Raw genomic sequence first — 19,464 nt, forward strand, 5'->3', positions numbered from 1 at the left:
GGTCAGCGCCGCTTGTCGCGCACCTTGTAGGTCGACGGCCACGACTTGCGCGATTCGTCCCCGGTCAACGGGATGCCCATGCCCCCGACCTTGACGTTGTAGGCCTCCTTGCCGGGGCCGACCTCCCGGTTGGCGTGTTCCTGCGCGAGGAAGTACAGCTCGTCGATGGTGGCTTCGTCGTAGGCGACGAACGAGGTCTCGCGCTCGAGGTCATCGACGCCGATCAGCATCCGCGCGGGGAGGAATCGCGAGGCCAGCGCCGCCAGACCCAGCAGCGTGAACGGAATCAGCCAGTAGCACACGTACGACAACGGGGTCCCGGTGTCCCGGATCGTGGCGTCGCCCCGCAGGATCGGCGGGATCGCCGACGACACCGTCATGCTGGCCACCGTCGCCACCCAGATCCAGCTCAGGACGCGGACGGTCCGGCCGAACAGTTCGGTCTTCACGACGTCGGCGGGTTGTTCCGCGGCGGCGAACGCGCGCACGAAGGTCCTGCCCGTCAGCGTGCCGACCAGCGCCACCATGAGGAAGCCTCCGGTGCTGAGCGGCAGCATCCACCGCCGGGCGAATGTGTCGCCCAGCGCGAAGGTCAGCGCCACCAGAACCACAAAGACTGCGACAGAACCGATTTCGAGCGTTCGCTCCGGCTTGCCGCCGACCGCCCCGATCACCATGGCGATGACCGCGACCGCCAGAGCGGTCAACACGGCGGCGCCGAACGGCACGTTGCCGACGAGCACCCAATAAACGATCCACGAAGCAAGACCAAACAGCATGCCCACGATGCGCCAGTCTATGAGTGGCGGATCGCCGCGCCGCCGGCGGCAGGCCAGAAATTTGGTCCGCGGGCCAAACCGCGCACCGTCGAGTCCGGGCTGACCACCGTGATCACCGCGCCACCAAGCGCTTTCCTCGGCGTGCGCCCGCGCCAAGTAGTAGGGGCCTTACGACCCTTGGCGTCATGCCCAGCCGGCGTCAGTCTTGACCCAGACGTTTGCAGGCGGTGGCGGGCTCCGGAAGCTGTCAGCCAGGACAGGGTGAGGCTGGGTCGAGCTATGGAACGCACGGCGACACCGGCTGTGGGCGTGGTGGCGATCGGTGCATCCGCAGGAGGCATCGAAGCGTTGTGTGAACTGGCGGCGGGCATGCCGGCCGACTTCCCGTTCGCTGTCATGATCGTCATCCACATGAGCCGGGGAGCGCCTTCGCTGCTGGCCCAGATCATCGGCAGGTGCGGTCCATTGCCGGCGGTCGCGGCCGTCGACGGCGCGGTCCTGGAGGCCGGACGTATTTACGCCGCCGTGCCCGATCACCATCTGCTTGCCCGCGACCACCGGATAGCCCTGTCGGATGGTCCGTGGGAGAGCGGTCGCCGACCGGGGATCGATGCGCTTTTCCGGTCGGTCGCGCTGGACTACGGCCCCAGGGCAATCGGTGTCCTGATGTCGGGCCTGCTCGACGACGGCGTGGCCGGGCTGCGCGCCATCAAGGCGAAGGGAGGAGTCACCGTGGTCCAGGAACCGGCGGACGCGCTGTTTCCCGATCTGCCGAACAACGCCATCAAGGCCTCCGTGGCCGATCACACCGCGGCGGCCAAGGACATCGGGAGCCTGCTCGCCGAGCTGGCCGGCCGGAACATCGAAGAGCCGGCGGCGGACCCGGACGGGCGGCTCGAGTTGGAGAACCAGATCGCAATGGACAGCCAATTCGCGGCGGCGGTCGGCATGGAGGACCTGGGCCCGCCGACCGGGTACACCTGCCCCAGCTGCAACGGCGCGCTGATGGCCGTTGCCGACAACGGGTACCGCTGCCAGGTCGGGCACGCATGGACCGCACAGGCGCTGCTGGTGGCTTACGGCGACGAACTCGAGGAAGCGGTCTGGGCGGCCATCCGCACCCTGAAGGACACCGCGCGACTGTCTCGCACCTTGGCCGAAAATGCGGAGAGCGCAGTCGATTTGGAAGGCTACACCGCCGCGGCGAACCAGGCCGCGCACGCGATCGCCGCGCTGCGCCAGGGCCTTCTGGCGGCCAAGGCCGGCAACAACGGGACCACCGAGGCGTCGTCGTGAAAGGCTAGCCGGACGCGCCGGTGTTCAGCGCCATCGCCAAGAAGTCGAGACGCCACAGCGACTGGAACAACTTGCGTCCGAATTCCTTTACCAGACCGGCGTTTTCCGGCCCGACATCGTCACGCTGTGCCATGGACTCGATGATCTCCCGAATCGTGCGGCGGCCGTCGACCTGCTGGACGAAGGGCAGCTGGGCCGGGTTGAGCTTCAACTTCGCGCCGGGCAAATGGATCTCGTCGCCGGACAGTAGGCATGCCGTGCGCAGCAGCGGGACGTAATCGAACGCTTCAGCCGTGGAAAAGTCGATTGCGTAATGCTCTTTCGGACGTTCCGGGCGACAGGCCATGAAGAAGTGGGTGGCGTTGGCCGGCTGCAGCCGTTCCATGACGGACCACAGTTCGACGTCCGGGAGCCGGTCCAGCACGGCCTGGAACCGGCTCGCCGGCGCGACGAAATCGTGCGGGTAGTAAGGCGTTTTGTGAAACCATCCCTGGAATGCCAGCCCGGCGGAGCTGACCAGGTCCAGGCATTCCGTGACGGTGTAGCTTCGCTGGCGACTGTGCAGAAACGTATCGACCAGGGCGCCGTCGGACATCAGATCGTTCGCGCGGTTGAGGTAGGACCGCACCGGGTGATCCGCCGGTAGCACCGTGATCGCCTCTTTGACCATTTGGACCGATGCATCGTCCTGCGTTAGTCCGAGGTCGCGAAACACCGATTCGAGCATGTCGACGCCGATGCGGCCGTACTTCGCGTAAAGCATGACGGCCAGCACCCCATCGGCGCGCAGACGTCCGCCCAGCGCTTTGAGGCCGGCCAGCGGCTCCGCCATGTGGTGCAAGACGCCGGTGGAGACGATCAGGTCGAAGTCGCGGGACAGCGTCGCCACTTCTTCGATGGGAAGCAGACGCAATTCCAGGTTGTCGAGCCCGTGCTTGTCCTTCAAGTATTGCTGGTGCTTCAGCGCCGACCGGCTGACGTCGATGGCGACCACTGTGGCGGCGCGGTTCATGAACGCGATCAGGGCCGCCTGGAAGGTGCCGCAGCCCGCGATGAGAATGTCGAGATCCGGCTTGTAGCCCCGGTCGGGCCACAACACCCGGTGCGCCCAGAAGGGATCGAACCAATCCCAGTGGTTCGTGCTCCATGCCGCGAGGTCGGTCACGGGAGGCGGATATTCCCACCGATCGTATTGGCGGGAAACATCGTCGGCCCGCGGATCGTCGGTCACTTCGGCGCAACTCCTTCGCGGTGGCGGTCGCGACCAACTTACTGTGCTTGGCCTCGGTCGGCCCGCCGACGGTATGCCGCGATGACCGGCGTTCGCGTTCACATCAGCGGGGGACCCGGTATCAGCCAGATCAGCGAGGTGTCGATGAGCCCGCGGTACTGCGGGCAGTAGGCGGCCACCGACAGGCCGATGAAATAACCGGACTCCCGCATCGTGAGGTCGGTGTCGCGCATCACCTTCATCGCCAAAACGCTTGCATTCGCGTTGTTGTCGAATCCCGTACACACCCGGTGCGCCATGGCGATCGCGGTGCCGCTGTCCCGGACCTCGATCCCGTAATTCACCAGCGACGCGATGAACGCATCATCGACCGGATCCGCCGACGCCGACCCCGAACAAAGCGCCGCGGTGGCGGACAGCAGGAGCACGCAGGCGACCACCCATCGCTTCCCACGCGGGACGTTCATCCGGCTGGGCATCCCTTCTTTGCGGACCTTCGGTGCGGACTACTGCGTCCCCGCGCCGTCGGCGACCCGGTCAATTCGGCGAAGATACCGATACTTTCGCCCCGGCCGCCCCTTGCGCGGACTGCCCGTTGGTCTGCGGCGCGCTCATGTCGCGCAGCGCGACGGGTTGTGAACGCCACCCGGCGTATCCGAGGGCCGCGCTGATCGCCGTGTAGACAACGGCCTCCGTCCACATGAACCCGACGCCCCACTTCCTGCCGAGGAAGATGGGCTCGTCGATGATGCCGGCTGATGCGGCGACGGCGTAGCCCGCGTGCGCATAGGCGATTCCGGCGAACGCTCCGCAGAAGAATTTGCTGATTTCGCGATTCATGTCATTGCCCTCTCTCGGTAGCCACGAAGTCGTGTGGTTTCACTGTCGCGACTCCCCCGTAACCGGGCATAGGGGCCAAGGTCCTCCCGCACCGGACCCTTCGTCGCATTCCGTCGAGCGCCTTTAGGCCCGCTCGACCGATGACCTACGGGTGTTCGTTGAGGACGCGATCGCGGATGGCGGTGGCGGTGGACAGATGCCCCTCCGCGGAATTCATGAACTCCCCCGCATGGCGGGCCTCGTTCGCATCCTTGTCCTCGACCGCGGCGACGCAGAAGTGGGACGCGGCGTCGAAGTCGTCGAGGCTGGCTTGCAGCGCCGTGGTGAGTTCTTTGTCAGGAGACGGCAGGTGGCCCTGCAGGAAACTCGCCGCCTCATGGCCATCGTGGCAGGCCGCCCCGAGGCCGGGGTAATCCTGGCTGCCGATGGCGAAGGTGGCCTTGCCCATGGCGATTCCCAGGTCCTGCATGTGGTCTTTGGTCAGCTCGACCCATTCGCGCACGGCCTGGGAATGCGGCGTTGTCGTGGTGGTGGTGCCCCCGCCGGTGTGTGTCCGAGTTGAACACCCCGCGATGAGAAGAACCACCGCAACGACCCCAATGGCTTGCTTGATCACCCTGGTGATCCTTCGCCCCCGCGACGCCAGTCAGACAGGGCATAAAGGCTCTACCTCCGATAGGAAGACGACCCAGATTTGCTCAAACTACCGCGTACGATGCGTTGAACTGCACGGACGCTCGGTGCCCAGTCGGACTCGACAAGGGACCAAAGTCCCCTTCCCACCGGAGTTCTCGTCCGGGCCTAGCAAGCCAGTTATGGTGACGCCCATGTTCTGGCGTCGTGGCCGGCGGTCAGCGGCACTGCTTGCCGTGCTGCTTTCCGCGTGCCATTCGACCGGAGGCACCCCACACTCCGCGCCGTCGCCGGTCACCCCGACGTCATCGTCTGCTCCGGTGTCCAACCGGGCCGGCGCATTGTTCTACGCCAAGGCGGGGTCGCTGTACGTCAGCGCGCCTGCGGGCGAGCCGGGGCGCAAGCTGACGGACGGCCCTGCGGACACCCAGCCCGCGCCATCGCCCGACTTGGCGCACGTCGCGTTCGTGCGAAAGGTGAAGGGTGACGACTACGGCGGTGAGTTATGGGTGCAGGACCTCTCGCAAGAGCTCATGCCCGTCGGTCCGCCGCGGCGGCTCGTGGACCCGGCGAAAATTCCGCAGGTCCCCGACGAGGGACCGACCATGATCGCAAGCCCCAGATGGTCGCCGAAGGGACAACAGGTGGCCTTCGTCGACCACCCCGCTGACGGGATCATCAACGGTGGCCGCCTGCTCGTCGCGGCCACGGACAATGGCGCGCTGGTGCCCGCAGAACCGCCGCTGTTCGCCGTACCCGACTTCGCGTGGTCACCCGACGGCGGCGACATCGTGTGGGTCAACTCGCGCAGCGACGTGCGGCCTGTCGATGTCAATGTGCTCGTGGTCGGCGGCGCATCCAGACGGGTCGCGGCCGGCACGAATGCGTTCTCGGTGACCTATGGCAAGGACGGGCAGACCATACTGTTCACCACCGGTGACGCTTCGGGTCCGGATTTCACAAGTATTCCCTTCGCTCTGCGTACCGGCGGCATCTACTCCGTCCCAGCCGACAAGGCTGGCGCCCAGCCCACAATCGTGTTCACGCAACAGGGTTCGAACTACAGCGACATCGCCGTGCTGGACTCCGGTGCGGTGGCATTCACGAAGCCGGGCCCCTCGGACTCGTCGAAGGCGATCCAAATTCTCGGCAAGGCGGACTACATGCCGCGTACGACGGCGACTGACGTCGAAGCAAGCGGCCAAGGACCGGCGTGGGGCGCCGGCAACTTCGTGGCCTACCTCGACACCTCTCCGGAAAAGGCGTTGGTGGTAACCGATTTCGACAACCGCAATCCCAAGCGCGTTGACACCGGCGTCGATGCCTTCGCCTGGACGCCCTAGCCGCTACCAGAGCACGTCGCGGTCGGCGGAGACGATGAAGCCGTGATTGCCCTACGCCTGGCAATGCACCGCACCGGTGTTGTCGACCGCGAGGGAGACCAGGCCTCTGGCCTCTGTACACGCTCGCCGGCGGGAGAACGAGAACGTCGCGGGTGAAGATCGCGATGTCCGAATGGCGGTACGCGACACCGTTTCGGCCGCCGAGCGGTCCGCGAACTCGTCGGCGATCCGGTAACCGCGATCGAAGGCTTCAGGTCACCTGTGCTTGTAGCCACGCGTACAGGTTCGCCGGATAGGACTGGCCCTGGTAGGCGGCCCATGCCACGCCGAGAAAGTTGTCGGTGTCCTTGGTCCACACCACGGCGCCATCGCGGTCGGTCTGGAAGGTGCGCGCCCGGCCACAGGCAACAGACCCGTACGTGGTTCCGTCGGAGATTCGGAGTCGAATGGGATCGGGAGACTTCGCCCCGGGACACGTCGTAGCGGTCCAATCCACGCCATTGACCACCGCCGAGAAAGCCTTCTGCAGCGTTGCCTGGTCACCGAAAATTTGATAGACCGCCGACGTCGGCCCGCCCGCGAACGAGTTAGGCCCACAACTCATTGCGGCCACGGCCGTCCCACGATCAATGGCTTGGCAGGTATCGCTGCTGTAGCCGGCCGGTAGCAGGTCACGTAGCGTGACGGCCGGATCAGCACGGGCCGGAATGGTCGGGACCATGGACGTCAACGCGACAGTCGCAGTGACGCAGGCGAGCCGGTTCATGACGCAACACTCGTCTGGTGCGGGCACGGTGACTAGGGACTTCGGACCTCGGTTGAGACAAGGGCTGCGCCTTACGAACGGTTAAAGACCTACGTCACTATCGCGCCGGCCGGCTCAGGATTGGGCCCGCACATTGTGCTTTTCGTTGGTAGCTACCAGACGACAACTTCAGCGTTGTCACCGGCGTAGCAGTTCCAAGAATCGACGATCATGCCGTTCTCGAAATATGCAGGACGCTTGGTGGGGTCACAGAACACCTCATACCACTGATCAGTCGTGGGCGAATAAGCCAGGAAGTGAAGCCCGCCTGCAGTGAATTTGTCGTGGACGTTCCTGGCGAAAGGACAACTGGTGTGACCGCCAGCCACGCCCTCATGGCCGTCAGGGCACATAGTGAACACTGTCACAGTGGCACGCGTTGACGGCGCCGCCAGCAGGCCTGAGCCCAGCAGAGTGATTAACAGGGCGGCGCCCAACAGCCACACGCAAGCGGCGGCCAGCCACAGCCTTCTGACGCCTGAGCGGGTATGGCGGTGAACTGCTGCTGCACGTTTCGCGGTGATCTTCATCGGGTGCCCCCTCGGGAGCCATTTGCCGGATAGACATTAAGGGTCCGCCATCGCCACCAGCACGCAAGGGCCGTTCGGCCCCGACAGCTCGGGCCCTAGTGCCCAAATGAATCGGAAGTACGCGATCAGCAGTCGGCCAGTCACCCCGAACGGCAACGGGAGGGGTCTCGCCTTGCTAAGAACGATTCGGATGTTTCGGAAAACCGGTGAACCATTTGATCTACCGACGCTAGTCTTACGCTCTCGACTCCCTCGAAATGAGAGCAACGTATTTGCCTTGGGCTACAAAACATATGACGTCAAATCAGACGCGAAGATCCTGACCGAACGCATGATAGGAATCGAGCAAGACTTCCACTATTCGTCGGGTGAAAAGAAGACAGACGCGGTCTTAACCGGCGTTTATTTCCTGCATATGCACCTTCGGGAGCAACCGGACGGAAACGTGGATTTGGAGTTCTTGGGCAAAGAGGACCAGTTGTCTGCCGCGGTCAGCGAGAACGAATGTCCATCTACCCGCCGACCAACTTAGACTCCTGGCCGACAAGGCAGACCGCTACCGTTCCCTAGTGCTGCTGCTGGGGGTTGGCGGCTTGCGATGGGGCGAGGCTGCCGCTCTGCGGATGATCCATGCCGGGGCCAACCCGAAGGTAGTGCAGCGGATGCCGGGGTATGCCAGCGCGGTCATGACGCTCGATGTACAGCGATTTGTTCGCAGCGACCTGGACCATGTCGCCGAAAGTGTGGCCAACCAGGGCGGCCGGCGGCCACCGACGCCGGTGCCCCCAGTCGGACTCGAACCGACACTTGACGGATTTTAAGTCCGCTGCCTCTGCCAATTGGGCTATGGGGGCTCGGCGGCGAATCTAGCGCGCGGCCGCCGAATCCCGGACACCGCATCCCGCCGTATCGAGCGAAATCGCCCACATGCGGCACTGCAGGGCATCGGCTAGGATCCGCGCCCACGCGCCTTAACCACGGCTTTCCGGCAGATGACAGATCACGCCGCCATGTCGTCCGGCAGGACCATGTTAAAACTGCCGCCCTCATCGTTAAGAAGCCGTAAACGGCTGTCACCCCGGCCCTTTCGGCCGGGAACGTGGAGTCGGGGGTCGTTAGTGTTACGCCAACGCACAGGGGCCGTTACGCGAACACTCAGGGTCGATCCACCGCATGGGGGTCGGCCGTTCCGAACACTAGGAGCAAATCGATGGCATTTTTGACGACACAGACACAAGAGATGTTAGCTGCGGAGCAGCTGCTGTCGGGAATCAACACCAACCTGGCGGCGCAGAACGCGGGTGCGGCGCCGGCGACGACGGCGATCATCCCTGCGGGCGCTGACCCGGTGTCGGCCCAGCAAGCGGCCATCTTCACGGCGTACGGCGCCCAGTACCAGACCATCGCCGCCGAGGCCCAGACGCTGCTGGAAAACTACGCGCAGACCCTCGGCATCAGCTCCGGCAGCTACAGCAACACCGAGGCCGTCAACGCCGCGCAATCCAGCCTTCAAGCGCTGAACGCCGCCCCCCTCGCCGCAGACCCCACAGCCACTGCTTCCTCGAACACCCCGCTCGACTGGCTCTCGTACCTGCTCGGCAGCACAGGCAACGGCACCAACCCGAGCATGCTGGGTGGGATCTTCGGCCTGTCGAGCAACGGCGCCAACATCGGCAACATCGGCGTCGGCAACTGGGCCTCCGCCGGTTCGGACCTACTGGGTCTGGCCGGTGGCGGACTGCTGGACACCTCCGCGGCCGACGCCGCCGGATCGGCCGCCGACGCGGCGGGCCTGGCCGACGTCACGGCGCCCGTGGCCGGCGGGGGCATGGCCGGGGTGGGCGCCATGCCGGTGGCCTCGATGGGCTCCGCGACCATGGTCAACAGCCTCTCGGTGCCGCCGAGTTGGGCCGGCCAGGCCACCCCGGTGGTCGGCACCAGCGCCGCGCCGCTCGAGACCGTGGGCTGGACCGCCGCGGCCCCGCAGGCCGGCACGGGGACCGTCATCCCCGGAATGCCGGGGATGGGCGCGGCCGCGCGCAACAGCGCCGGCTTCGGCGCGCCGCGCTACGGCGTCAAGCCGATCGTCATGCCGAAACCGGCGACCGTCTAGCCCTCGGGTAATCCGCACCGACTTCGAATTCCAAAAGACAAAAGGAGCAGGAAACACAAATGGTTCTTGACTTTGCAGCAATTCCCCCGGAGATCACCTCCTCGCTCATCTACTCCGGCGCGGGCTCGGCGCCCCTGATGGCGGCCGCCGCTGCGTACGCCAACCTCGGTGCCGAGATCAGCACCACGGCGACCCAGTGGGAGTCGATCGTCTCGCTGCTGACCACCGAGAATTGGACGGGGGGAGGGTCGGCGGCGGCGGCCGCCGCGGCCCAGCCCATCATCACCTACCTGACCGAGACCGCGGCGACGCTCGAGCAGGCCAGCGCCCAGGCCACCGCGTCGGCGGCGGCCTTCGAGGCGGTGTACGCGGCAGTGGTCCCGCCACAACTGGTCATCGCCAACAGAACCACGCAGGCGGCATTGTTGCCGTTCGCCGTCATCCCCACCGTCGCCGCCGAGATCGCCGCGTTGGACGCGCAGTACGCCGAAATGTGGGCCCAGGACGCCGCCGCGATGGCCGCCTACCAGGCCGCCTCGCTGGCGGCTGGGGTCCTCACGCCGGTCACGCCGCTGGCGTCGACCACCAACCCGGCGACCGCCGCGGCCGCGGGCAGCACCGCCCTCGCCGCGGACTCGACGCTTGGCACGGCCCAGGCGTTGGCTCCCACTGCCGCCGACGCGGCCGCCGCGGCCCCCACCCTGCCCTTCACCACCACGGGCTGGCTGTCCTCGATCGACAACTTCCTCGGCACGCCGTCGGTCCTCAACGCCATCAACGGCAGCGTGAACACCGCGGCATGGTGGGTCTGCAACACCATCCCCACGGCGGTCTCGCTGGGTCACACGCTGGGCTCCGTGCCGTCGATCCCCTTCGCCCTCACCGACTCCGTCACGCCGCTCGCCGGCGGGATGGTTCAGGGCACCATGGTGGGCTCGGTATCGGGTGCGGGAGCGTCGGCCGCCCTGGGCGAGGCCTCCGCGGTCGGCGGGCTGTCCGTGCCGGCCGGCTGGAACGCGGCCGCCCCGGCGTCGTTGGCATCCTCCACCGCACCCCTCGAGGGCTCCGGGTGGACGGCCGCGGCCGAGGCGGAACCGGTCGCCGCGATGCCCGGCATGCCGGGAATGGCCGCGGCGGCCAAGGGCGCAGGCGCCTACGGCACCGGGCCGCGATACGGCTTCAAGCCGATCGTCATGCCCAAGCAGGTTGTTGTCTGATGTCGGAACCACCGATACGGGAATTTAGGGGGTATATGTCACCCGTTTGAGGCGATCAGTTAACCGGTTGGCCGTAATCTATCCATAGCGCGGCCACCACCGCATCAATTGCAACTGTTAAGACTTCGACACTGAAGGCTTGAAGGACAAGGAGAAAGCAACATGGCAACACGTTTCATGACCGACCCGCACGAAATGCGGGCGATGGCGGGCCGCTTCGAGGTTCACGCGCAGACCGTCGAGGACGAGGCCCGCAAGATGTGGGCGTCGTCGATGAACATCGCCGGTTCGGGCTGGAGCGGTCAGGCGCAGGCCACCTCGTACGACACCATGGGTCAGGTCAACCAGGCCTTCCGCAACATCGTCAACATGCTCCACGGGGTGCGCGACGGGCTGATCCGCGACGCGAACAACTACGAGCAGCAAGAGCAGGCTTCGCAGCAGATCCTGAGCAGCTAGCAGCCGAAAACTACTGCTGTCCAACACTTTTAAGGAGTTAAGCAATGACCATTAACTACCAGTTCGGCGATGTCGACGCCCACGGTGCCTTGATCCGGGCCCAGGCCGCGTCTCTGGAGGCTGAGCACCAGGCCATCGTTCGCGATGTGCTTGCTGCCGGTGACTTCTGGGGCGGTGCCGGTTCGGTGGCCTGCCAGGAGTTCATCACCCAGTTGGGTCGTAACTTCCAGGTGATCTACGAGCAGGCCAACTCCCACGGCCAGAAGGTGCAGAGCGCCGGCAGCAACATGGCCAGCACCGACAGCGCCGTCGGGTCCAGCTGGGCCTGACACCGCGTCCTCACTCGAAGGGCCCGCACACCGTGGTGTGCGGGCCCTTTCGGTTTGTTCGGAAACCCTTGCGGGCCGGGCTATCCGGCCACCGGCGAACGCGGAATCAGTGAGGGACGGAACCCGATCCGGTGAACCCCGCCGTCGGACTCACGCCCGACCATGGCGCCCAGCGGCAGCTTGGAGATTCCGGTGGCCTGCGGCGCCGTCGGCCCCGCGCCCCACCCGGCCGGCGCGACGTTGGCGTCGAGGGCGGCGGGCAGCGGTGTCACCGACGAGACGGTGTCTGCCCAACTCGGCGGCACCGACAACGTTCCCAACGAGGCCGCCTGGCCCACGCCCGCCGACGCGCCTTCGCCGAGGCCCCCGACCGGCCCGAGGGCTCCCAGGCCGGCCGCGTCCCCGAGGCCGCCCAACCCGGGGACCGCACCGCCTTCGGCCCCGAGGATCGAGCCCGCACCCTGCAGGTCGATTCCCAGGCCGTACACGTCCATCCCGATTCCGGCGCCGTCGGCGCCCAAACCCGCGCCATCCCCGCCCAGGCCGGCGAAATCGGATCCCACGCCGACCACGTCCGAGGCCAGCCCGGCCGCATCCCCCGTGCCGGCGGTGCCGCCGAGAGCCGTCCCCAGACCCGACGCGGCGCTCAGGCCCGTGCTGGCCGTCTTCGTCGCGCTCTTCGACGTGCCGGTCAAGCTGGAAAGCGCACTGAGGGGACTTGAGGCCCCGGACGTTCCCAATGACGCCCCGGTGCCCACCGCCGCCTGCGACAGGCCCGCGCCGGACGTGGACCCGGGCGTCGACATACTCTGCAGCGCCTGCGGAACGCTGGACATCACCTGCGATGACGCCGTCTGGGCGGCGCTGCCGGCCTGGGTGCCGGTCGCCTGGCTCACCGCGCCGGCCTGGCCGGCGATGCCGCCCGGATTGGTCGTCTGCGGCGGCGGCGGCGCGAAGGCGCCGAAGGTCGACGCGGAGGCGGAGCTGGCGGCGTAGGTGTACATCGCGGTCGCATCCTGCGCCCACATCTCGCTGTATTCGGCCTCGGTCGCCATGATGGCCGGCGTGTTCTGCCCCAGGACGTTCGTGGCGATCAACGCCATGAGGCGGGCACGGTTGGCGGCGATGAGCGGGGGCGGCACCGTCATCGCGTACGCCGCTTCGTAGGCCGCCGCCGCGGCGGTGGCCTGGGTCGCCGACTGCTCGCACAGCTCCGCGGTGGCCCGCAGCCACACCACGTAGGGAGCGACCGCGGCGGCCATAACCGTCGATGTCGGCCCCAGCCATTCGTCCGTCAGGGTCGTGATCACCGACTCATAGCCACCGGCCGCCGAGTTCAGCTCCAGGGCCAGCGAGTCCCATCCCGCCGACGCGGTCAGCAGCGTCGCTGGCCCGGGCCCCACATACATCCGGCCGGAATTGACCTCCGGAGGCAACGCGCCAAAGTCCATTGCTTTCCTTTGCTAGTTGAGTGACCGCAGTCGAAGCGGCGTTCCGCCGGCCCGGACCTCTGAAAAACGTTTCAGACGACCAGGATTCGTAACACCACGTAACTTGCTCTTAACGACAATTGGAGACGTCGTCGTCCCCGGCCGTCGTGGGTACGCGTTCGGCACCGACGGTGCGCGTCGCGATAACACGGGATTCGATTACCGAAATCGACTCTTGCGCCGACGATTTGGAGAGCCTAACCTCGCAAATACTCTGGCCCGCCAGACCAACGACCATGCATCCCAGTATTTTTGGGAACTCAGCTCATCTCAAGCTGGCTGATGCGACACATATGAAACTCATATTTGAGCGACATGTGATGTGACGCGGCCGACATCCGCACATTTGAGGTTTCTATGAGCTCCGTGACAGTTCGGTGTGTGATTTGCCAGAATGGAGGGACATGACGGCAATGTCGGGATACGCGGGAGGCCAGCGCCCTCGCCAAGCCATCCTCGGGCAGCTACCCAGGATTTACCGCGCCGACGGGTCTCCGATCAGGGTCCTACTGGTCGATGACGAGCCGGCGCTGACCAACCTGGTGAAGATGGCGTTGCACTACGAGGGCTGGGTTGTCGACATCGCCCACAACGGGCGCGAAGCGCTGGCGAAGTTCGACAAGGTCAACCCCGACGTCCTGGTGCTCGACATCATGCTTCCCGACGTCGACGGGCTGCGGATCCTGGAACGCGTCCGCCAGTCCGAGCCGTATACCCCGACGCTCTTCCTGACGGCGCGGGACTCCGTCATGGACCGGGTCACCGGCCTGACCGCGGGCGCCGACGACTATATGACCAAGCCGTTCAGCCTCGAAGAGCTCGTCGCCCGGCTGCGCGGATTGCTGCGCCGTTCGGGCCAGCAGACGCCGCCGGCCGCCGAAACCCTCAAAGTCGGCGACCTGAGGGTCGACACCGCCAGCCGCGAGGTGACCCGCGACGGCACCCAGATATCGCTGTCCTCGACCGAGTTCGAGTTGCTGCGCTTTCTCATGCGCAACCCCCGCCGCGCATTGAGCCGCACCGAAATCCTCGACCGCGTCTGGAACTACGACTTCGCCGGCCGCACCAGCATCGTCGACCTCTACATCTCGTACCTGAGGAAGAAGATCGACTCCGGCCGGGAACCCATGATTCACACCGTGCGCGGTGTCGGGTACATGCTGCGGCCACCGGAATGACCACGGACCGGGATGCCCTGGCCGGAGACCTTCCGCGGTGGCTACCCCGTTCATTGCGGCGCCAATTGCTGTTGGGCGTACTGGCCGTGGTCAGCGTGGTGCTGATGACGGTGGGAATCGTCTCCGTGCTGAGCCTGCGCGGCTACGTCACCTCGATGAGCGACGCCGACGTCGCCGGTTCCCTGGACGCGCTGGGCCACTCCTACGCCAAATACCTTGAGGGCGAACGCAATCCGTCCGCCGGTGCCAAGCCGCTGGACCAGGCGATGCTGCAGTTCCCCGACCAGACGCCGGGGAACCTGATCGTGGTGCTGCACAACGGGACCGTCATCGGATCGGCGGTGTTCTCGGAAGCCGAGGCGCGGCCGGCGCCCGCCGACGTGGTTCGCGCCATCGAAGCGCAGTCATGGGGCGAGGGGCCGCCACGGACCGAAAACCTGCGCAGCCTCGGGTTCTACCGGCTCAACAGCCACGTCGACGGATCCGACGTCCTGATCGCCGGGGTGTCGCTGAATCTCGCCGACCAGATCATCGCGCGCAAGCAGCTCACCACCACCGTGCTCATCGCGGCCGCTCTGGCGGTCACCGCCGGGCTCACCGTGTGGGTCGTCGGCTACACCCTTCGGCCGCTGCGCCGGCTGGCCGGCGTCGCGGCCGAAGTCGCCGCCATGCCGCTCACCGACGACGACCACCGCATCAGCGTCCGGGTGAGACCGCGGGACACCAACCAGCAGAACGAGGTCGGCATCGTCGGCCACACCCTGAACAGGCTGCTCGACAACGTCGACAGTGCGCTGGCGCAGCGTGCCGAATCCGATCTGCGCATGCGGCAATTCATCACCGACGCCAGCCACGAACTGCGCACGCCGCTGGCGGCGATTCAGGGATACGCCGAACTCACCCGCCAGGACAGCTCCGAGTTGCCGCCGACCACCGAATACGCGCTGGCCCGCATCGAGTCCGAAGCGCGGCGCATGACGCTGCTGGTCGACGAGCTGCTCCTGCTCTCCCGCCTCGGCGAAGGGCAAGACCTGCAGAGCGAGGACGTCGACCTGGCCGAGCTCGTGGTCAACGCCGTGAACGACGCGGCGGTCGCGGCGCCCACGCACCACTGGGTGAAGGACCTGCCCGACGAGCCGGTGTGGGTCCGCGGCGATCATGCGCGGCTACACCAGCTGGTCAGCAACCTGCTCAACAACGCCCGGGTGCACACCCCGCCGGGGGTCACCGTCACGACTGCGATCGCCTGCCACCGCGACGGGCCCGGCGGCCCCGTCGCGGAACTGAGCGTCACCGACGACGGGCCGGGCATCGACCCCGAGCTGCTGCCCCGCTTGTTCGAACGTTTTGCCCGGGCCGACAATTCGAGGCTCAACAGCTCGGGCACCGGGCTGGGCCTGGCCATCGTCGATTCGATCGTCAAGGCCCACCACGGCTCCGTCACCGCCGAATCCGCCGAGGGCAGAACGGTTTTCCGGGTGCGGATCCCGATGATCGCGGGCCCCGGCGCCTAGGGTGTGACCGTCATCGGGGGCTGCCAGACGCAGGCCGCTTCCCGTGGTTGGCCTTTTTCTTCCGGCGGGCGCGCTTCTTGTCGGCTCGCTTGGACATCGCTTGCCTCCCTTACCTTTAGCGCAACGCAGACGCGACAAGGCGCGCGCTGAGCTTTGCCAGTCGGTCGCGAGCCCGCGGGTTATCGATCAGCGCTGCAGTCTTTCCGGGCCGCAGGCCTTCGTAGAAGCCACCATTCATCACGCCGTAGTCAGGCGATCCAAGCGTGGTGAGTATCGGAGCAGCCTCCTCGGCCACCTGACCGACGCGACCGTAAATGGGCAGCAGCCGAGTGTCGAAGACGCCGGGATCGACGCTCAACGCGGTGAACGAATCCCCGACAGTCTCGGCCAGAGTCTTGGTGTACATCGTCAGCGCCAGCTTGGATTGCGCGTAGGCCGCCAGCGGCCAATACTGCTCGCCGGCCAGATTCTTCCACTTGATGGTTCCGCCGCGGTGCATCACCGAAGAGACGTTGAGTACTCGTCCGCCACTCGCGACGAGCCGGGGCGTCAATTTGGTGGTCAGTAGATAGGGCGCGAGATAGTTGACCTGGAAGGTCAGCTCCGTGCCATCTTGTGTGTGGGTGCGCCGCTCCGCGGCAAAGACCGCGGCGTTGTTGACCAGCAGATCCAGGGCCGGCAGGGTCGCTGTGAGCATGTCACCCAACTCAGCAACCTCCTTGAGGCGGGTGAAGTCGGCAACGACCAAAAACAGGCGCAACGGTTCCGCGCCGTCTTTGACCAAACGCGTCATCGCGTCTTCACCACTGTCGTGGTCTGGGGCGTGCAGATAGACGGTCGCGCCCTCGTCGACGAATCGGCGGGCGGTCGCAAACCCGATGCCGTCGGTGGCACCGGTGACGAGAACTACCAGAGATTTCGAATTGATCATGCGAATAACAGCTTTCAGGTATGGCGGGACCAACTGCGGCCACCATGGAATGAGAGGACGAATTGACGGAGCGATCCGAACCGCTACGTGCCGAAGAGCAAGGTTCAGAAGATGATTGAGCCACGCGACGGTGGCTCGTCGTCCCAACCCGCACCGTAGCGCTCCAGCACCGAAGGCACTGCAATGGCGACAGCAGCGGTACGGGTCATGACTCCATGGCAGCCTGCGGCAGGGCACGTACGCCATGCAACTGTCGATTTCTTGATGCGAATGTTGCTTTCCCTGACGCGTTGTTAACGCCGTGCCGGCGCTTCCTCAACCAGACGGTGGCGATTGTTGTGACCACGCAGAAGACGGTTAACAAGGTCGCCGCCGCGGCAACGGCATCGGGAATTGCACCAGGGCGTCAGACATCCGCGAACGCCGCGACGCTCTCATAGGCTTCCCACCAGGTGGCCTCATGCTCGACCGGTGAGATTTCATGACTCGCCAACATGCGGTCGGCATCAATGAGCATTTCGACCAGCGCTCGCCACTGCATGTACCTGCGCAGCTCCCGCACGTCGCCGGTGTTGGGCATGAGGATGATCGACAACGATCTGGCTCGGACGCTGCGGGGCCCGGCCCGTAAGAAGAGGAGCATGCTGGTACTCAGGTAGGCGACCGCAGCGACTGTCAGCACGGCACCGGGTGAGGTCGTCGCATTGCCGAACACCATGACACCGAGCAGCATCAGTGCGGCGGCGGTTATCGGCCAAGCACGCCAGAGCCGTGCCAGCCGCCGATCAGTGGTACTGACTCCGGGTGGGTAGATGATCAGGCTATAGCGGCGAACCCCGTACCGGCTGACCACGGCCTCATACGATCCCCATGGGTGCGCGCCGTCGAGCAGGCGCGACAACCAACCCAGCCCAGCAATTGGTGCCTGGGTCGGCTGGGCAACTACGCGTTCAACGGTTCGGTCGTGAGCGTCACGCATGGTTTTGGGTCTACGCCGAGCGCACGGCGCCCACCGTGACCCGAACGGCATCCATACGCCCGAGCCGCGAATGTTTACGGATCCTTTTCGACCTATGGCATGGCTCGGCGTGTCTGATCAGAATCCGGTGAGCACCACACTTGCAATTATCGGCCCAGGTCAGTTATAAATCCGCCGTGATGGCGAGCGCTACGGTGCTCATTTCGTGGGCGGTCGCACCGATGTGACGCCAAGCCTCGGCGTGATGTGGCCACAGTGGCGGCGGGAAGAGCTGCGCACCAATCTGTGGCTGGTCCCGACGATCGTAATCTTCGGGGCCCTCGGACTTTTCGGCGTTACATTGCGGCTGGACCGAGCCGCTTACTACGGGCGGTTTCGGCCTCCTTCGTTCGTGATCAGCGGCACCGCCGATGCAGCGCGTCAGATCCTGACCTCCATTGCGGCATCGGTGATCACTGTGGTTGGGATCGTCTTTTCCATCACGATCGTGACGCTGACACTGGCGTCGACGCAGTTTGGTCCGCGAATGTTGCGCAATTTCATCCGTGACCGGGGCACCCAACTCACCTTGGGAACATTCGTAGCGACATTTGTGTATTGCGTCGTGGTGCTGGTTTCGATCGGACCTGGTGATCGGGGCGAGTTCGTCCCCCACATTTCGATCACGACTGCGTTCGGTTTGGTGCTGATCGATCTGGCGGTGCTGATCTATTTCATTCACCACATCGCCACCCAGATCCAGCTCCCCCAGGTGATCGCCGGCATCGCCAAAGACCTTGCCCAAGCAGTCGCCGCACAAAGCGAGGATCAGCCGCGATTCGCGACGCGAAGGCCAGCGCAAGGCCCCTCTCTCGACGAGCTGCTCGCCCGAATAGAAACGTCAGGAAGCGTCATCCGTACCCCAAAGAGTGGCTACCTTCAGTTCATCCGTCACCAGACGCTGGTGCGCATCGCCACCGAGGCGGACGCAGTGATCCGGCTGCCCTACCGCCCCGGGCATTTCCTCGTCGAAGGCCGCGAACTGGCCAGTGTCTGGCCCCCGGACACCGCCGAGCGGGTGGCTCAATCCCTGGCCCGCGCTCAGGCGACCGGCCCGCACCGCACGCTGTCGCAGGACGTCGCCTTCGGCGTCGACCAGCTCGTGGAGATCGCCATCCGAGCACTATCGCCGGCCGTCAACGACACGTTCACCGCGCTCACGTGCGTCGACTGGCTAGGCGATTGCCTGTGCAAGATCGCACCCGTATGGTCCCCGACCCAAGTCCATCGCGACCAGCGCGGGGTCATCCGCGTCATCTCCGATCAGGTCAGTTACGAGCGGCTGGTGCAGCGGGCATTCGAAAAGATCCGCCAGGCCGGGCGCGGCATGCCGGCGGTGATGATCCGCCAGCTCGAGGCGCTGACGACGATCATGGAACAGACGATCGATCCGCAGCGCGCGCAAGTCCTGATGGATCAGGCTGACATGGTCGAGCGCGCGAATCTGGAATCAGTTCCCGAACGGTCCGACCGCGCTGACGTCGAACGCCGATACGGCGCATTACGAGCCCTCTACGAACGCCTCGTTGCGTGAGCCGGCCGACCGGCGCTTGTCAAAGTCATTGCTGCAGTTGACTTTTGGAATCCAGATCACATCGCAGGTGATTGAGGCGGCACTCGGCCGAGCGGGCGGCGACAACTTCGAACTGACATGCGTAAACAAACCGTAAAGGTGCGCCGTGAGCCCGTTAGGAAAGTGTCAACCAAAGGCCCTATCGGATCGACCCCAGCTAACTTCAAGCTGACCTTGCCTCCGAG

General features: G+C 65.6%; 21 protein-coding genes and 1 tRNA gene. 10 read left to right on the plus strand and 12 right to left on the minus strand.

The window, feature by feature from the left end; all coding sequences use genetic code 11:
- Window positions 1-2: 2 nt before the first annotated feature.
- Window positions 3-785 carry a hypothetical protein gene (locus tag A9X04_RS28385; RefSeq protein WP_067928290.1) on the minus strand — a complete coding sequence of 261 codons (783 nt, stop codon included), beginning with the start codon at window positions 783-785 and terminating at the stop codon, window positions 3-5.
- Between the two features lie 273 nt (window positions 786-1,058).
- Between A9X04_RS28385 and A9X04_RS28390 the strand changes: the two genes are divergently transcribed.
- A complete protein-coding gene (locus tag A9X04_RS28390; protein WP_067928224.1) occupies window positions 1,059-2,075 on the plus strand; it encodes a chemotaxis protein CheB in 1,017 nt (338 codons plus the stop codon).
- Between the two features lie 4 nt (window positions 2,076-2,079).
- Here A9X04_RS28390 and A9X04_RS28395 read toward each other — a convergent pair whose 3' ends face one another.
- The 4 genes from A9X04_RS28395 to A9X04_RS28410 all read right to left on the minus strand — a co-directional run bounded on the left by A9X04_RS28395 (window position 2,080) and on the right by A9X04_RS28410 (window position 4,762).
- A complete protein-coding gene (locus tag A9X04_RS28395; RefSeq protein WP_067928227.1) occupies window positions 2,080-3,306 on the minus strand; it encodes a methyltransferase in 1,227 nt (408 codons plus the stop codon).
- A gap of 98 nt (window positions 3,307-3,404) precedes the next feature.
- Complete coding sequence (locus tag A9X04_RS28400) at window positions 3,405-3,773, minus strand: DUF732 domain-containing protein (protein ID WP_067928229.1); 369 nt, start codon at window positions 3,771-3,773, stop codon at window positions 3,405-3,407.
- A 70-nt stretch (window positions 3,774-3,843) separates the two neighbouring features.
- Entirely contained in the window at window positions 3,844-4,146 is a 303-nt protein-coding gene (locus tag A9X04_RS28405) for a hypothetical protein (protein WP_197509471.1), read from the minus strand.
- 145 nt (window positions 4,147-4,291) lie between these two features.
- Window positions 4,292-4,762 carry a hypothetical protein gene (locus A9X04_RS28410; RefSeq protein ID WP_067928231.1) on the minus strand — a complete coding sequence of 157 codons (471 nt, stop codon included), beginning with the start codon at window positions 4,760-4,762 and terminating at the stop codon, window positions 4,292-4,294.
- Window positions 4,763-5,228: 466 nt separating this feature from the next.
- On the opposite strand from A9X04_RS28410, the gene A9X04_RS28415 reads away from it, so the two are divergent.
- Window positions 5,229-6,122, plus strand: a complete 894-nt coding sequence (locus tag A9X04_RS28415) for a hypothetical protein (RefSeq protein WP_231985841.1) — start codon at window positions 5,229-5,231, stop codon at window positions 6,120-6,122.
- Between the two features lie 250 nt (window positions 6,123-6,372).
- Here the strand turns inward: A9X04_RS28415 and A9X04_RS28420 are convergent, their stop codons facing one another.
- Together A9X04_RS28420 and A9X04_RS30120 are read right to left on the minus strand one after the other, a co-directional pair.
- Window positions 6,373-6,888 carry a hypothetical protein gene (locus A9X04_RS28420; protein ID WP_156764578.1) on the minus strand — a complete coding sequence of 172 codons (516 nt, stop codon included), beginning with the start codon at window positions 6,886-6,888 and terminating at the stop codon, window positions 6,373-6,375.
- 152 nt (window positions 6,889-7,040) lie between these two features.
- Window positions 7,041-7,457 (minus strand): hypothetical protein, encoded by a 417-nt coding sequence (locus A9X04_RS30120; protein WP_156764579.1) that lies wholly within the window; start codon window positions 7,455-7,457, stop codon window positions 7,041-7,043.
- A 277-nt stretch (window positions 7,458-7,734) separates the two neighbouring features.
- On the opposite strand from A9X04_RS30120, the gene A9X04_RS30720 reads away from it, so the two are divergent.
- Window positions 7,735-7,989: a hypothetical protein gene (locus A9X04_RS30720; RefSeq protein ID WP_156764580.1), complete on the plus strand. Its 255-nt coding sequence runs from the start codon at window positions 7,735-7,737 to the stop codon at window positions 7,987-7,989.
- 248 nt (window positions 7,990-8,237) lie between these two features.
- Here A9X04_RS30720 and A9X04_RS28425 read toward each other — a convergent pair.
- Window positions 8,238-8,311 (minus strand) — tRNA-Leu (locus tag A9X04_RS28425).
- A gap of 356 nt (window positions 8,312-8,667) precedes the next feature.
- Between A9X04_RS28425 and A9X04_RS28430 the strand changes: the two genes are divergently transcribed.
- The 4 genes from A9X04_RS28430 (at window position 8,668) to A9X04_RS28445 (ending at window position 11,575) form a co-directional block, all read left to right on the plus strand.
- A complete protein-coding gene (locus A9X04_RS28430; RefSeq protein ID WP_067928236.1) occupies window positions 8,668-9,570 on the plus strand; it encodes a PE domain-containing protein in 903 nt (300 codons plus the stop codon).
- Window positions 9,571-9,629: 59 nt separating this feature from the next.
- Window positions 9,630-10,787 (plus strand): PPE domain-containing protein, encoded by a 1,158-nt coding sequence (locus A9X04_RS28435; RefSeq protein WP_067928239.1) that lies wholly within the window; start codon window positions 9,630-9,632, stop codon window positions 10,785-10,787.
- A gap of 162 nt (window positions 10,788-10,949) precedes the next feature.
- Complete coding sequence (locus tag A9X04_RS28440; protein ID WP_007168951.1) at window positions 10,950-11,246, plus strand: WXG100 family type VII secretion target; 297 nt, start codon at window positions 10,950-10,952, stop codon at window positions 11,244-11,246.
- A 44-nt stretch (window positions 11,247-11,290) separates the two neighbouring features.
- A complete protein-coding gene (locus A9X04_RS28445) occupies window positions 11,291-11,575 on the plus strand; it encodes a WXG100 family type VII secretion target (RefSeq protein ID WP_067928241.1) in 285 nt (94 codons plus the stop codon).
- Window positions 11,576-11,655: 80 nt separating this feature from the next.
- On the opposite strand, the gene A9X04_RS28450 is transcribed toward A9X04_RS28445, so the two are convergent.
- Complete coding sequence (locus tag A9X04_RS28450; protein ID WP_067928245.1) at window positions 11,656-13,026, minus strand: PPE domain-containing protein; 1,371 nt, start codon at window positions 13,024-13,026, stop codon at window positions 11,656-11,658.
- Between the two features lie 443 nt (window positions 13,027-13,469).
- On the opposite strand from A9X04_RS28450, the gene A9X04_RS28455 reads away from it, so the two are divergent.
- Together A9X04_RS28455 and A9X04_RS28460 are read left to right on the plus strand one after the other, a co-directional pair.
- Window positions 13,470-14,243: a response regulator transcription factor gene (locus A9X04_RS28455; protein ID WP_067928248.1), complete on the plus strand. Its 774-nt coding sequence runs from the start codon at window positions 13,470-13,472 to the stop codon at window positions 14,241-14,243.
- The gene (locus tag A9X04_RS28460) at window positions 14,240-15,757 is read left to right on the plus strand and encodes a cell wall metabolism sensor histidine kinase WalK (protein ID WP_067928252.1); all 1,518 of its coding nucleotides are present in this window, start codon (window positions 14,240-14,242) and stop codon (window positions 15,755-15,757) included. The genes A9X04_RS28455 and A9X04_RS28460 overlap by 4 nt, the downstream gene beginning before the upstream one ends.
- Window positions 15,758-15,767: 10 nt before the next feature.
- Here A9X04_RS28460 and A9X04_RS32500 read toward each other — a convergent pair whose 3' ends face one another.
- The 3 genes from A9X04_RS32500 to A9X04_RS28470 form a co-directional block, all read right to left on the minus strand.
- On the minus strand, window positions 15,768-15,854 hold the full coding sequence (locus tag A9X04_RS32500; RefSeq protein ID WP_369807572.1) for a 50S ribosomal protein bL37: 87 nt from the start codon (window positions 15,852-15,854) through the stop codon (window positions 15,768-15,770).
- Window positions 15,855-15,872: 18 nt separating this feature from the next.
- Window positions 15,873-16,835 carry an SDR family NAD(P)-dependent oxidoreductase gene (locus A9X04_RS28465; protein WP_197509473.1) on the minus strand — a complete coding sequence of 321 codons (963 nt, stop codon included), beginning with the start codon at window positions 16,833-16,835 and terminating at the stop codon, window positions 15,873-15,875.
- A gap of 259 nt (window positions 16,836-17,094) precedes the next feature.
- Window positions 17,095-17,667: a DUF6611 family protein gene (locus A9X04_RS28470; RefSeq protein ID WP_156764581.1), complete on the minus strand. Its 573-nt coding sequence runs from the start codon at window positions 17,665-17,667 to the stop codon at window positions 17,095-17,097.
- Between the two features lie 205 nt (window positions 17,668-17,872).
- Between A9X04_RS28470 and A9X04_RS28475 the strand changes: the two genes are divergently transcribed.
- Entirely contained in the window at window positions 17,873-19,240 is a 1,368-nt protein-coding gene (locus A9X04_RS28475) for a DUF2254 domain-containing protein (RefSeq protein ID WP_231985842.1), read from the plus strand.
- Window positions 19,241-19,464 lie beyond the last annotated feature (224 nt).

It is taken from the genome of Mycobacterium sp. E3247 (genome assembly GCF_001667785.1).
GTDB lineage: Bacteria > Actinomycetota > Actinomycetes > Mycobacteriales > Mycobacteriaceae > Mycobacterium.

Excerpts from the sequence above, each read along its gene's own strand:
- A9X04_RS28390 (WP_067928224.1), top strand. The coding sequence starts at position 1,059 with ATGGAACGCACGGCGACACCGGCTGTGGGCGTGGTGGCGATCGGTGCA.
- A9X04_RS28400 (WP_067928229.1), bottom strand. The coding sequence starts at position 3,773 with ATGAACGTCCCGCGTGGGAAGCGATGGGTGGTCGCCTGCGTGCTCCTG.
- A9X04_RS28405 (WP_197509471.1), bottom strand. The coding sequence starts at position 4,146 with ATGAATCGCGAAATCAGCAAATTCTTCTGCGGAGCGTTCGCCGGAATC.
- A9X04_RS28420 (WP_156764578.1), bottom strand. The coding sequence starts at position 6,888 with ATGAACCGGCTCGCCTGCGTCACTGCGACTGTCGCGTTGACGTCCATG.
- A9X04_RS30120 (WP_156764579.1), bottom strand. The coding sequence starts at position 7,457 with ATGAAGATCACCGCGAAACGTGCAGCAGCAGTTCACCGCCATACCCGC.
- A9X04_RS28430 (WP_067928236.1), top strand. The coding sequence starts at position 8,668 with ATGGCATTTTTGACGACACAGACACAAGAGATGTTAGCTGCGGAGCAG.
- A9X04_RS28435 (WP_067928239.1), top strand. The coding sequence starts at position 9,630 with ATGGTTCTTGACTTTGCAGCAATTCCCCCGGAGATCACCTCCTCGCTC.
- A9X04_RS28440 (WP_007168951.1), top strand. The coding sequence starts at position 10,950 with ATGGCAACACGTTTCATGACCGACCCGCACGAAATGCGGGCGATGGCG.
- A9X04_RS28445 (WP_067928241.1), top strand. The coding sequence starts at position 11,291 with ATGACCATTAACTACCAGTTCGGCGATGTCGACGCCCACGGTGCCTTG.
- A9X04_RS28450 (WP_067928245.1), bottom strand. The coding sequence starts at position 13,026 with ATGGACTTTGGCGCGTTGCCTCCGGAGGTCAATTCCGGCCGGATGTAT.
- A9X04_RS28455 (WP_067928248.1), top strand. The coding sequence starts at position 13,470 with ATGACGGCAATGTCGGGATACGCGGGAGGCCAGCGCCCTCGCCAAGCC.
- A9X04_RS28460 (WP_067928252.1), top strand. The coding sequence starts at position 14,240 with ATGACCACGGACCGGGATGCCCTGGCCGGAGACCTTCCGCGGTGGCTA.
- A9X04_RS32500 (WP_369807572.1), bottom strand. The coding sequence starts at position 15,854 with ATGTCCAAGCGAGCCGACAAGAAGCGCGCCCGCCGGAAGAAAAAGGCC.
- A9X04_RS28470 (WP_156764581.1), bottom strand. The coding sequence starts at position 17,667 with ATGCGTGACGCTCACGACCGAACCGTTGAACGCGTAGTTGCCCAGCCG.